The sequence below is a fragment of the Yinghuangia sp. YIM S10712 genome (assembly GCF_051388935.1).
In the GTDB taxonomy this organism is placed as follows: Bacteria; Actinomycetota; Actinomycetes; order Streptomycetales; family Streptomycetaceae; genus Yinghuangia.
The window spans coordinates 1-14,255 of the sequence record NZ_JBPKBI010000024.1 but is presented as its reverse complement, the minus strand read 5'-3'; the positions used below and the strand labels follow the sequence as shown (position 1 = coordinate 14,255).

At 72.4% G+C, this 14,255-nt stretch carries 1 protein-coding gene and 1 pseudogene; both read right to left on the bottom strand.

The genetic code is table 11. The annotated features are described in order from the left end of the window. Positions 1-133: 133 nt before the first annotated feature. A pseudogene (locus ACRX5W_RS29775) lies at positions 134-352 on the bottom strand (MbtH family protein); the annotation flags it as partial. Positions 353-358: 6 nt separating this feature from the next. Next, complete coding sequence (locus tag ACRX5W_RS29770; protein WP_436791472.1) at positions 359-14,179, bottom strand: amino acid adenylation domain-containing protein; 13,821 nt, start codon at positions 14,177-14,179, stop codon at positions 359-361. Positions 14,180-14,255 lie beyond the last annotated feature (76 nt).

Genomic DNA, 14,255 nt, shown 5'->3' with positions numbered 1-14,255 from the left:
CACCGTGGTCGCGGTGGCCCGATCCGATGTGGAGGTCACGAGCCCGTTCCGTTCAGTGCTCGGCGGTCGCGAGGTCCGGCGGCGCGGCGCTGTCGGCCGCGGGCGCACCGGGTTCCGCCGCCGAGCCCTCCGCGGCGGCCATCGCCTCGACCAGGCTGCGGGGCCGCATGTCGGTCCAGGACCGCTCGATGTAGTCCAGGCACGCCTGCCGGGTGTCCTCGGGGTGCGCGACACGCCACCCGGCGGGGACGTCGATGGACGCGGGCCACAGCGAGTGCTGGTCCTCGTGGTTGACGAGCACGAGGTAACGGGCGTCGTCGTCCTCGAAGGGGTTGGTGGGGGAGTCGGTCATCGTGCTTCAGCCTTTCTTGTCGGGGTTGGTGGTTGCCGCGGTGTCGGATCCGGTGCCGGTGCCGGTGTCGGTGTCGGTGTCGGTGTCGGTGTCGGTCGTCTGGCGGGTGTCGGTGCGGCCCGAGAGGGACGCCGCGACGCGTTCGAGATGCGCGGCGAGCACCGGCCCGATCTGAGCGAGGGAACCCGGCTGGGTCATGCGGTCGTGGCGGGTGGCGACGTCGTACGACGCGACTCGGCCGCCGACGTACGGCTCCCACGCGGCGGCGCCGGGCGAGTCGGCCTCGCGGTCGATCGTGGAGTTGAACAGCAGGAGGTCGCCGTCGAAGACCCCCGGGACGAAGTCGAGTGCGAGCCGGGCGTTGTTGATCATGATGGCGACCACCGCCTCGATGTGACGCGGTGTCAGGCTCGCCAGGGCGCTGCCGCGGTTCCGCAGCACCTCCGCGACCTGGTCGAACGTGACCGGCCCCGCGCCCAGTTCGTCGGGATCGCAGTCGAGGATCCCGACCAGCACGTCGCGTTCCGTCGGCACCGGCGGCTCGTCGAAGTCGACCTCGCCGACCGGGTACGCGTCGAGGATGGCCAGCAGCGCCGTGTCCTCACCGCGCCGGCGCAGTTCCACGGCCATCGCGTGGGCGATGAGCCCGCCCGCCGACCAGCCGAGAAGCTGGTAGGGCCCGACCGGCTGCACCTTGCGGATCTGGTCCACGTAGTCGGCGGCCATCTCCTCGATCGACGTCGGCCGGGGCTCGGGCCGCGCCAGGCTGCGCGCCTGCACCGCGTACACCGGGTGTTCCGGGCCGAGGTGGTTCATCAGGCCGCAGTACGACCAACTGATGCCGCCGCCGGGATGGATGCACCACAAGGGGAGGTGACGGCCGTGCGGGCGCAGCGGCAGGACGACTTCGAACGCCTCGTCGGTGTCGTCCACGTCGAGCCGCGCGGCCAGACCCGCGACCGTGGGCGTCTCGAACAGCGTGCGCAGGCCGACCGGGACACCCAAGGCGTCCCGGATCCGCCCGACCAGCCGGGCGGCCAGCAGGGAGTGCCCGCCCAGTGCGAAGAAGTCGTCGTCGATACGGACGTGTTCGCGGCCCAGGATGTCGGCGAACAGATCGCAGAGGACCTGCTCCTGCGGCGTGCGCGGCAACCGACCCGCCTCGGACGCGGCCCCGCCGCCGGGCGCGGGCAGCGCGGCCCGGTCGACTTTGCCGTTGTCGGTGAGCGGCAGCGCGTCGAGCACGACGAACGCGGTCGGCACCATGTAATCGGGCAGCACGCGCCGAAGCCGGCGCGCGAGCGCTCCGGGGTCGGGCATGCCGGCGTGGGTTTCGGCGGGCGAGAGCCTGGCCGTGTCGGCCGCCCCCGCCGTCGTCTGCGCGGCGCCGGTTCGACCGGTACCTGTTGCGCCCGTCGTGCCCGTTCCGCCTGCGTCCGCCGCGTCGCCGCCGGTCTTCGATGCCTGCGGCACGACATAGGCCACGAGGCGCTTGTCGCCCGGCCGGTCCTCGCGTACGAGTACCACGGCCTGGCCGACGCCGGGGCAGTCCGCGAGCGCGGCCTCGATCTCGCCGGGTTCGACGCGGAACCCGCGGAGCTTGACCTGCTGGTCGGCGCGGCCGACGAAGTCGAGTTCGCCGGTCGTGCGGCGGCGGGCGAGGTCGCCGGTGCGGTACATGCGTGAACCCGCCGGGCCGTGCGGGTCGGCGACGAACCGCTCGGCGGTCGGCGCAGGACGTCCGTGATAGCCGCGGGCCACGCCGTTCCCGGCGATGTAGAGCTCGCCGACGACGCCCGGCGGCACCGGCCGCAGCCGTGTGTCCAGCACGTACAGCCGCATGCCGGGCATCGGCCGTCCGATCGGCAGCGGCTCGTCGAGCGGCGGTGGTTCGGTCACGCGGTGGTGTGCCGCGAACGTCGTGGTCTCGGTGGGGCCGTAGCCGTCGACGACCACGGTGCCGGGGCACGCGCGCATGACCCGGGCGACCGCGGTCGGGGCCACGACGTCGCCGCCCGTCCACACCTCGCGCACACCGGCGAAGCACTCGGGCTGCTGCTCGGCGACGACCTGGAACAGGCCTGCGGTCAGCCACAGTCCCGTCACCCCGTGCCGCCGGATCACCGTGTGCAGGTCCTCGGCGTGGAGGTGGCCGGGCGGGGCGACGACGACCGTGCCGCCGCCCAGAAGCGGCGCCCACATCTCGTACGTCGACGCGTCGAACGCCGTCGGCGCGTGCAGCAGCACCTTGTCGTGTGCGCCGCCGCGCCAGGTCGGTGCGAGGGCGAGGGCGGCCACGTCGTGGTGGGTGACCGCGATGCCCTTGGGCTCGCCGGTCGAGCCCGAGGTGTACATGACGTACGCGAGCGCACTCGGGTGACCCGTCGCGGCGGGCGGGCCGTCCCCCCGCACACCGGAGCGCCGCGCCTCTTCTTCGAGGGCGGTCAGCACGTCGGGCGTGAGCAATACCGAGGCCCCGGTCTGACGCATGATCAACTCGACGCGTCCGGACGGGAACCGCGGGTCGAGCGGCACATATGCCGCGCCCGCCTTGACGATGCCGAGCACCGCGGCGATCAGGTCGGCGGACCGGTCGATCAGAACCGCCACCCGGTCGCCGGGGCGTACCCCCTGTGCGGCCAAGGCGTGTGCGAGGACATCCGCGCGATCGTCCAATTCGCGGTAGGTGACGGCCGTGTCGCCGTCCTCGACGGCGACGGCCCCGGGACGCGTGCGCGCCTGCGCGGCGAACAACGCGGGCAGCCAGGCGTCGTCGGGGACGTCCCCGCCCGCTGCGGTCGCGGTCAGGGCCTGCCGCTCGTCGCCGTCGAGCAGGTCGACGCCGCCGATCGGCCGGCCGGGGTCGGCGGCCACCTCGCGCAGCAGCCGCACCCAGCGGTCGAACAGCGCCTGGACGGTCGCGGGTTCGAACAGGTCGGTCGCGTACTCGACGGCGCCCGCGATGCCGCACGGATCGTCTTCGGGGCCGTGGCGCTCTTCGAGGGTGACGGTGAGGTCCACACGTGCGGTGTCGGTGGCCACCGGCTCGGCGGTGGCGTGCAGGCCGGCGAACGCGAAGTCCTCCGTCGGTGCGTTCTGGAGCGCGAGCATCACCTGGAACAGCGGGTGGTGGGCGAGGGACCGCGACGGGTTCAGCGTCTCCACGAGGTATTCGAACGGCACGTCCTGATGGGCGTACGCGGCCAGGCATGTCTCCTTGACCCGGCCCACCAGCTCGGTGAACGCCGGGTCGCCGGAGGTGTCGGTGCGCAGCACCAGCGTGTTGACGAAGAAGCCCACGAGGTCGTCGAGCGCGTCGTCGGTGCGGCCGGCGATGGGGCTGCCGACGGGGATGTCCGTGCCGGCGCCCATCCGGGTCAGCAGCGCCGCGAAGCCCGCCTGCAAAACCATGAACAGGCTGGCGTCGTGCGCCGCCGCCAAGTCCCGCAGCCGCACGTGGAGTTCGGCGTCGATGCGGACGACCAGCACGCCGCCGCGCCGACTGGCCGCCGCCGGACGGGGCCGGTCCGAGGGGAGGGTGATGCTCTCCGGAAGCCCGGCGAGCGCACGGGTCCAGTGGTCGATCTGCACCGCGAAGCGGCTGTCGGCGTCGTTTTCGTCCCCAAGCAGCCCGTGCTGCCACAGCGTGTAGTCGGCGTACTGGACGGGCAGCGGCGCCCACTGCGGCGCCTCGCCCCGGCTGCGGGCGGCGTACGCGGCTGCCAGGTCGCGCGCCAGCGGGCCCATCGACCAGCCATCGCACGCGATGTGGTGCACGACGACCAGCAGCACATGATCGGCCGACCCGAGTGCGAACAACCGTGCCCGCAAGGGCACTTCAGACTCAAGGTCGAACGGCCGTGCGGCGTGCGCGGCCACCGCGTCCGCCAGGTTCGCGCCGTCGACCTCGCTTACCGGCAGGTCCGGCGGTACCTTGCCGGGCGCGTGCACATGCTGGTACGGCGTGCCCGCGTCGACGCGGAACACCGTGCGCAGGCTCTCGTGCCGGGCGGCGACGTCGCCGAGCGCCGCGTGCAGCGCGACAGCGTCCAGCGGCCCGGTCAGCCGCAGCGCGAACGGCATGTGGTAAGTCGCGGCGTGGTCGTCGAGTTGGTGCAGGAACCACAGCCTGCGCTGGGCGAACGACAACGGCAGCCGCTCCGGTCGGGCGACCGGCACCAGCGGTGGACGCGCGGATTGCCCGTCCGCCTCCGCGCCGAGGCGGGCCGCAAGCCCGGCCACGGTCGGCGTCTCGAACAGCGTCCGGACGTCGAGTTCCGTCCCGAGCGTCGCACGGATTCGGGAGGTCAGGCGGGTGGCCAGCAGCGAGTGTCCGCCCAAGTGGAAGAAACTGTCGTCGACGCCTACGCGCGGCAGCCCGAGGACCTCGGCGAACAAGTCGGCGAGCACCTGCTCTTGAGGCGTGCGCGGCTCGCGTCCGGACGCGCCCGTGTCCGTGTGCGGCGCGGGCAGCGCGGCCCGGTCGAGCTTGCCGTGCGCGGTGAACGGCAGGGCGTCCAGGACCACGAACGCCGACGGCACGAGGTGGTCCGGCAACTGCTTCGCGAGCGCGTCGCGCAGAATCCCGGGCAGTGCGGCACGGCTGTGCGCCCGCGTGGGGGCGTTCGTGAGGGCGTCGAACGGGGTGCCCGGGCCCTTGGAGCGGCGGTAGTGGACGCCGGGTGCGGCGGCCGGGTCGGAACCGTCGGCGAACACCACGTCCAGTGCGTCCACGTCATCGGGCGACCAGGTGACCGCGACACGGCAGCCGTGCCGGGCCGCCGCCTCGTGGAACGCGTCCACGGCCACGCAATCGGTCGCGGCGCCGGCCTGCGCGCGTGCGGTGATGTCGGCGGCGCGATGCCCGTCGGCGGCCTCGCGGACCGCGCGTTCCAACGCCGCGTCGGACGTGAGCCGCGCATTGGGGACGCCGACGACCCGGACGACACGATCGGGTGTGCGCGCCGCGAGCAGCCGCTCCACGTCTGCGAGAGCGCCCGGAACCCACGCGACCTCGACGGGCGCGGCCTCCGACCCGGTCGCGAGTCGGTGCTCGGCCCGCTGGGTTTCGCATGCGTACTCGGCGCTGCGCCGGAACACCGTGACGTCGTAGCGGTAGCGGCTCAGTTCGTTGTCGTAGCCGCAGGGCTTTGCCTCCACGGCGACGGCGCCGACCTCGGCGAATCGGTCGGAGAGCACCGCGAACAAGTCGGGATCGACCAGGAGTTCGCGTTCCGACGCAATCGACTGCCGGACCGATTCGCGCAGTTGCCCGGCCGACATGGTCGCCGCGGCGCGCCGGACCTGGACCGCGGTGGCCAGGCGCCGGTGCAGCCGCAGGTTGCGCACGTCACCGACGAACAGAGCGCCACCCGGCGCCAGGAGGGACAGCAACCGCCGCAGGACGTCCGACAGATAGTGGGCCGAAGGGAAGTACTGGACCACGGAGTTCATCACGATGGTGTCGAACCCGCCCACGGGCAGGCCCTCGACGTCATGCGCGGGCTGCGTGCGCAACACGACGCGGTCCCGCAGCTCCGGGTCGCGGGCGACCCGCCGGCCGAGGGCGTCGACGGCTGTCGCGGACAAGTCCGTCGCCCAGTACGTCTCGCAGTGCGGTGCGACGCGGGACAGCAGGAGGCCCGTTCCCACCCCGATCTCCAGGACTCGGCGCGGACGCAGCCCGAGGATGCGCTCGACCGTGCCGTCCCGCCACGCGCGCATCTCGCCGAGGGGGATGGGCGCGCTGTCGTAGCTGCTGTTCCAGCCGGTGAAGTCGTCGGCGTCGGCCGCCGGGTAGGCGTCGGGACTGATCGGCAGCGCGTCGTACGTGTCGCGCCAACTGCCGATCTGCTCCTGCTCCAGGTCGGTGCGCCGACCCGTGTACGCAGGCACGACATAGGCGGCGAGGCGGTCGGTGTCGTAGGGGATGACGGCGGCGTGGGCGATGGCGGGGTGGGTGGTGAGTGCTGTTTCGATTTCGCCGGGTTCGATGCGGTAGCCGCGGATTTTGAGTTGGTTGTCTGCGCGTCCGAGGTATTCGAGTTGTCCGTTGCGGGTTGTGCGGGCGAGGTCGCCGGTGCGGTACATGCGTGTGCCGGGCTGGTTGGCGGGTGTGTAGGGGTCGGCGACGAACCGTTGGGCGGTGAGTGCCGTGCGTCCCAGGTAGCCGCGCGCCAACCCGGGGCCTGCCACGTACAGTTCCCCCGGTACGCCGGGAGGCACCGGTCGCAGGGCCGCGTCGAGCACATAGACGCGGCTGTTGGTGATCGGCCGCCCGATCGGCGGCGAACCGGCCGTGCCGGACGCGTCGAGTGGTGTGCTCATGGTGGCGCAGACGGTGGTTTCGGTGGGTCCGTACGCGTTGATCATGCGGCGGCCGGGTGCCCATCGGGCGACGAGTTCCGGCGGGCACGCTTCACCGGCGACGACCAGTGTCTCCAGTGCGGTGCCGGTTCCTTCGGGGACGGCGGCCAGTGCCGAGGGGGGTACCGTCGCGTGGGTCACCCGGGTGTCGCGCAGGCCCGCCAGGGGGTCGTCCACCGGCGCCAACACCAGCGCCGCACCGGTCAACAGTGCCGTGAACACCTCGGACACCGAGGCGTCGAAGCTGGGCGAGGCGAATTGCAGCACCCGGCTGCGAGCGTCGATGGCGAACCGCTCCACCTGCGCCGCGACCAGATTCGGCACCCCGGCATGGCTGACGACGACGCCCTTGGGCCGGCCGGTCGAGCCGGAGGTGTAGATGACGTATGCGGCCTGCGCCGGATCGATGGGCACGTCGGGGTCGGTCGCCGGGAAGTCGGCCGTGTCGTCGACCTTCGCCGGGTCGTCGATCACGAGTGCCGGACGGGCGTCGTCCAGCAGGTACGCGATGCGCTCGGCAGGGTAGGCCGGATCGACCGGGAGGTATGCGGCGCCTGTCTTCAGCACACCGAGCACCGCCACGACCCACGCGACCGAACGCGGCAGGACCAGTGCCACGACGTCCTCGGCACCGACTCCGCGCGCCGTCAACGCCCGTGCGAAGCGGTTCGCCCGCTCGTTCAACTCCCGGTACGAGAGCTCGACTTCGCCGCACATCACCGCCACCGCATCCGGACACTCCCGCACCCGCGCCGCGAACAACGCGGGCACGCACGCGTCATCCGCGCGGGCGTCGACCTTGCCGTGGAACGCGCCGACCATCCGGGCCCGTTCGTCGGGCGCGAGCAGGTCGATACGGCTCAGCGCGGCGTCCGGGTCGGCGACGGCCGCGCGAAGCAGCCGGGCCCAGCGCGCGACGATCGCCTCGGCGGTCTCCTGGTCGAACAGGTCCGCGGCGTACTCCACCGCACCGACGACACCGGCCGGCGCGCCGTCCGCGTCGAAGGTCTCCGCCAGGCTGAACCCGAGGTCGAACTTGGCCGTCATCGTCGGGACGGACCCGCTCTCGACGGTCAACCCGGGCAGCGCGAACTCGCCCGTGGGGGCGTTCTGGAGCGCGAGCATCACCTGGAACAGCGGGTGGTGCGCGGGCGAACGCACCGGGTTCAACTCCTCGACCAGGTGCTCGAACGGAAGATCCTGGTTCGCGTACGCACCCAGCGCGTTCTCCCGCACTCGCGCCACCAACTCACGGAACGTCGGATCCCCCGACGTGTCGGTGCGCAGCACGAGGGTGTTGACGAAGAAGCCCACCAAGTCGTCGATCGCCTGGTCGGTGCGCCCCGCGATCGGACTTCCGATGGGAATGTCGGTGCCCGCGCCCAACCTGCCGAGCAGCGCGGCGCATCCGGCGTGCAGCAGCATGAACAGGCTGGCTCGGCAGTCACGCCCGAACGCCGCGAGTGCGGCGTGCAGTTCGGCGTCCAGCCGCACGTGCGCGACGCCGCCCCGGAACGACGCGACGGCCGGCCGGGGCCGGTCCGCAGGCAGCCGCAGCAGCTCCGGCGATCCGTCCAACACGCGTCGCCAATAGGCGAGTTGATTTGCGAAACGGCTGTCCGGTACGTCGCGGTCTCCGAGCAGATCACGCTGCCACAGCGTGTAGTCGGCGTACTGGACGGGGAGTTCACCCCATCCGGGAGGCCGGCCCCCGACGCGTGCCGCGTACGCCGTCGCGAGGTCGCGCGCCAGCGGGCCCATCGACCAGCCGTCGCCCGCGATGTGGTGCACGACGAGCAGCAGCACGTGACGGTCCGGGGCAACGGCGAACAGCGTTGCCCGCAAAGGTGGTTCGGCGGCGAGGTCGAACGCGTACCGGGCCGCTTCGGTCAGCAGGCGCGGCAAGTCCGCCTCGGGGGTCACGCCGGGCCTCGTGTGCAGCATCGTCCCTGCCGCGCCGACGGGCAGCACGTCCTGGCACGGTACGCCCGCGACCTCGCGGAAGACGGTGCGCAGCGTCTCGTGGCGGGCCACCACATCCCCGAGAGCCCGGTGCAGCGCGTCGCGGTCGAGGTCGCCGGTCAGCCTGAGTGCGAGCGGGATGTTGTACGTCGCGCCGGGCCCCTCCAGGCGATGCAGGAACCACAGGCGACGCTGCGCGTATGACAACGGCACCGCGTCGGGCCGCTCACGACGCGTCGGGACGGGGCGGGTTCCGGCTCCGCCGTCGAGGCGCAACGCCAGCCGGGCAACCGTCGGCGCCTCGAACAGGGCACGCAGCTCCAGTTCCACACCGAGCACCGCACGGACTCTGGCCACGAGCTTGGTCGCCAGAAGCGAGTGCCCGCCCAGGTCGAAGAACGAGTCGTCCGCGCCCACATCCGCGACACCGAGCACGTCGGCGTACAGCTCGGCAAGAGTGCGTTCCTGCGCGGTGCGGGGGAGACGACCCCGGTCACGGGCGGTGTGCCGGCTCGCGGGTGCGGGAAGCGCGTCGCGATCCAGCTTCCCGTTGGCTGTCACCGGCAGCGCGTCGAGTTCCACGAAGGCCGAGGGCACCATGTGGTCGGGGAGGAACTTGCCTGCGTGAGACCGCAGTTCAGCGGGTGTCGGGACCGCGCCGCACGGCTCGGGAACGATGTAGGCGGCGAGGCGGTCGGTGTCGTAGGGGATGACGGCGGCGTGGGCGATGGCGGGGTGGGTGGTGAGTGCTGTTTCGATTTCGCCGGGTTCGATGCGGTAGCCGCGGATTTTGAGTTGGTTGTCTGCGCGTCCGAGGTATTCGAGTCGGCCGTCGCGGGTGGTGCGGGCGAGGTCGCCGGTGCGGTACATGCGTGTGCCGGGCTGGTTGGCGGGTGTGTAGGGGTCGGCGACGAACCGTTGGGCGGTGAGTGCCGTGCGTCCCAGGTAGCCGCGCGCCAATCCGGGGCCCGCCACGTACAGTTCGCCCGGCACGCCGGGAGGCACCGGCCGCAGGGCCGCATCAAGCACGTACACACGGGCGTTGATGATCGCTTGGCCGATGGGCGGATTCCCCGCGACCGACGCGTCGAGTGGTGTGCTCATGGTGGCGCAGACGGTGGTTTCGGTGGGTCCGTACGCGTTGATCATGCGGCGGCCGGGTGCCCATCGGGCGACCAGTTCCGGCGGGCAGGCCTCACCGGCGACGATCAGTGTCTCCAGTGCGGTGCCGGTTCCTTCGGGGACGGCGGCCAGCGCCGACGGGGGCACCGTCGCGTGGGTCACCCGGGCGTCGCGCAGGCCCGCCAGCGGGTCGTCCACCGGCGCCAACACCAGCGCCGCACCGGAGAGCAAGGCGGCGCAGACATCCCAGAACGAGGCGTCGAAGCTGGGCGAGGAGGCTTGCAGCACCCGGCTGCCGACACCGAGACGCAGGTGATCGATCTGACTCGCGACCAGACTCGCGATGCCGGTGTGGCTGACGACGACGCCCTTGGGCTGGCCGGTCGAGCCGGAGGTGTAGATGACGTAGGCGGCCTGCGCCGGATCGATGGGCATGTCGGGGTCGGTCGCCGGGAAACCGGCCGTGTCGTCGACCTTCGCCGGGTCGTCGATCACGAGTGCCGGACGGGCGTCGTCCAGCAGGTACGCGATGCGCTCGGCCGGGTAGGCCGGATCGACCGGGAGGTATGCGGCGCCTGTCTTCAGCACACCGAGCACCGCCACGACCCACGCGACCGAACGCGGCAGGACCAGTGCCACGACGTCCTCGGCACCGACTCCGCGCGCCGCCAACGCCCGTGCGAAGCGGTTCGCCCGCTCGTCCAACTCCCGGTACGAGAGCTCGACTTCGCCGCACATCACCGCCACCGCATCCGGACACTCCCGCACCCGCGCCGCGAACAACGCCGGGAAGCCGCCCGGGGTGATGTCGCGGGCGGCGGCGTTCCGGCAGCCGTCACCGGCGCGGGTCAACCGCGCGTGCTCCTCTTCCGCCAGCACCGGCAGGCGGCTGATTGGCGTTTCGGGTGCCGAGGCCGCCGCCGACAGCAGCCGCACCCACCGACCTGCCAGATCCGCGACAGTGTCGCGGTCGTACAAGTCCGTCGCATACTCGACGACGGCTTCGAGCCCGGCGGGACACCCGTCGGCGCCGCGCCTCTCCTCGACGCTGAACGTCACGTCGACCCGCGACGTACCGGTGGGCACGCGCACGCCGCGCACCCGGAGGCCCGGCAGCCCGAAGTGGCCCGTGGGGGCGTTCTGCAAAGCGAGCATCACCTGGAACAGCGGGTGGTGCGCGGGCGAACGCGCCGGGTTCAACTCCTCGACCAGGTGCTCGAACGGAAGATCCTGGTTCGCATATGCGCCCAGCGCGTTCTCACGGACCCGTCCGAGGAGTTCGGCGAACGTCGGGTCGCCGGAGGTGTCCGCGCGCAACACCAGTGTGTTGACGAAGAAACCCACCAGATCGTCCAGCGCCGCATCGGTGCGCCCGGCCACAGGCGTACCCACCGCGATGTCGGAACCCGCGCCCAGGCGCGTGAACAACGCGGCCAGGCCCGCGTGCAGAACCATGAAAAGGCTCGCACCGCGACTCCTCGCCAGGCCCACGAGTGCCGCGTGCATCTCGGCGTCGATATCGAAGCTGAAATGGTCGCCCCGGAACGATGCCGCAGCCGGTCGGGGCCGGTCCGTGGGCAGGTGCAACAACTCCGGCACGCCGTGCAGGGCGCGCCGCCAATGGTCGAGACGGCGCGCCGCCAGGCTCCGCGGATCAGCCGCGTCGCCCAGGAGTTCGCCCTGCCACGCCGCGTAATCGGCGTACGTGACCGGCAGCGGGGCCCACGCGGGTGCCCGGCCCGCAAGCCGCGCGGCATAGGCCGTCGCGAGGTCGCGCGACAAAGGCCGCAGCGACCACCCGTCGCAGGCGATGTGGTGCAGCGCCAGCACGAGCACGTGCTCCTCGTCACCGGTCGCGAACAAGGTGACACGCAACGGCGGTTCGACGGCCAGGTCGAAGCGGTGCCCCGCCGCCTCCGCGACCAGCGTCTCGACATCCGCCCCGGGCGCCTCGACCACACGCGGATCGGACACCGCACCGGCGTCGGCGGGATCGAGGACACGCGGATACGGCACGCCGTCGGCGCCCTCCGCGTACACCGTGCGCAGCGTCTCGTGGCGCGTGACGATGTCACCGAGCGCCGCCCGGAGCGCGTCGCGGTCCAGTGCGCCGGACAGCCGCAGGACCAGCGGCATGTTGTACGTCGCGCTCGGCCCGTCCAAGCGGTACAGGAACCACAGGCGGCGCTGGCCGAACGACAGCGGCAGCGGATCGCCGGGCCGCCGCGCCGCGGGCCGCAGCTCGGGCCGCGATGTCGCGTCCGCGCTGCCCAACTCGGCGGCGAAGCCCGCGACCGTCGGCGTCTCGAACAGTGCCCGCAGCGGGAGTTCGACGCCCAGCACGGCACGCAACCGGGAGATCAGGCGCGTGGCGAGCAGGGAATGCCCGCCGAGCGCGAAGAAATCGGAGTCCGCCCCGACCTCGTGCTCCCCGAGCGCCAGCACTTCGGCGAACAACCCGGCCAGCAGCCGTTCGTGGGGCGTACGCGGCACACGCCCCGAACCAACCGCACCGCGCCCGGACTCCGACGCGTCGCCTCTGCGCTGCGCGGGAACCGCAGGCAGGGCCGCGCGGTTCAGTTTGCCGTTGGGCCCCAACGGCAGCGGCCGGTCGTGCAGGACGAACGCGGCCGGCACCATGTAATCCGGCAGCCGCTCGCGCAGGACGCGCCGCAGACGGTCCGCCGTGGCCTTCCGGTCGGCCGTGTCCTCCGCCGGGGAGCCAGGGGACGCGGGTGATGCCGACCGCACCACATGGGCGACCAACTGCACCTGCCCCGAGCGCAGTTGACGCGGCACCACGGCCGTCTGGGCGATCCCCTCGCACGCCGTCAGCGCGGACTCGATCTCCCCAAGTTCGACCCGGAAACCCCGCACCTTGACCTGGTGGTCGCAGCGCCCCAGGTACTCCAACTCCCCGCGGCTGTTCCACCGGGCGAGGTCTCCCGTGCGGTACATGCGCGCGCCGGACTCGTGCGCGGGAGCGTACGGGTCGGCGACGAACCGCTCCGCGGTCGGCCCCGGGCGGCCCAGGTAGCCGCGCGCCAACGGCACACCGGCGACGTACAGCTCCCCGGCCACCTGCGGGGGCACCGGATTCAGCGCCGCGTCCAGGACATAGACGCGGGCACCCGGGATCGGCTTGCCGATCGGCGGAAGCGCCGGCGCTTCCGCGTCGTCCCGCAGCGCATACGCGGTCACCACGTGCGTCTCCGCCGGCCCGTAGTGGTTGTGCAGCAGTCGATGCGGCGCCCGGCCCAAGAACGCACGCAGGCCCGCAGTGATCCGCAACGCCTCGCCCGCCTGCGCGATCGTGCGCAGCGACGGCAGGTCGAGCCCGGCCTCCCCGGCGGCCTCGGCCAGCGCCTCGATGACGAGTGTCGGCGCGAACAACTCCTCGACCTTGTGCGTGTGCAGCCAGTGCGCGAACTGTTCGGCGCTGCGCCGCTGTTCCTCGGTGGGCACGCACAGCGTCTTGCCATGGCACACCGCCGACAGGATCTCCTGCACGGACACGTCGAAACCCACCGCCGTGAACTGCGCGGTGCGCGTGCCGGGGCCGCCGCCGACCGCCGCGTGGTGCCAGCGCAGCAGATTCCGCACCGCCCCGGCGGGCATGACCACGGCCTTCGGCGTCCCGGTCGAACCGGAGGTGTAGATGACGTACGCGGGGTGCCGGTCGTGAAGCGGACGGCGGCGCCCGGCGTCCAACGGATCACCGTCCGGCAGCGCCTCCTTCTCCCGCGCCCACACCGGGGCGTCGAGCGCGAGCACCGGCACACCGACCCCGTCGAGGTCGACCACGCCGCCGCGGGTGAGCATCAGTGCGGGCCGGGCGTCGTCGAGCATCAGCCGGACGCGGGCGGCCGGGTACTCGGCATCGATCGGGAGATACGCCGCACCCGCCTTGAGTACCGCGAGCATCGCCGCGATCAGCTCCGGCCCGCGCGGCAGCGCCACGGCCACCACGCATTCCGGACCGATGCCGCGCGCGATCAGGGCATGCGCCAGTCGGTTGGCCTCGGCATTGAGTTCGCGATAGGTGAGGCCGGCTTGCTCGGCGACGACAGCCGGCGCGTCGGGGGTGGACCGGACCTGCGCCTCGAACAGCGCAGGAAGGGACGGCCCGTCGCGTTCCTCAGACAGGCGCGGGCCACCCACACCGGCGACGAGCGCGCGGTGTTCCTCCGCCGACAGGATGTCGATACGGCTGATCACACGACCCGGATCGCCGACGACGGCCCGCAGCACCCGGAGCCACCGCGCGCCGAGGGTTTCGACGGTGCCGTGGTCGAACAAGTCGGCGCTGTATTCGATCGCCACGTCCAGCCCGCCGTTCGGCGGTGTCGAAGGCTCAGGCGCCGACTTTTCGGTCACCGCGAAAAACAGGTCGAATTTGGCGGTTGCGGTGCCGACGTTGAGGGTTTGGGCGGTGAGGCCGGGGAGGGTGAAG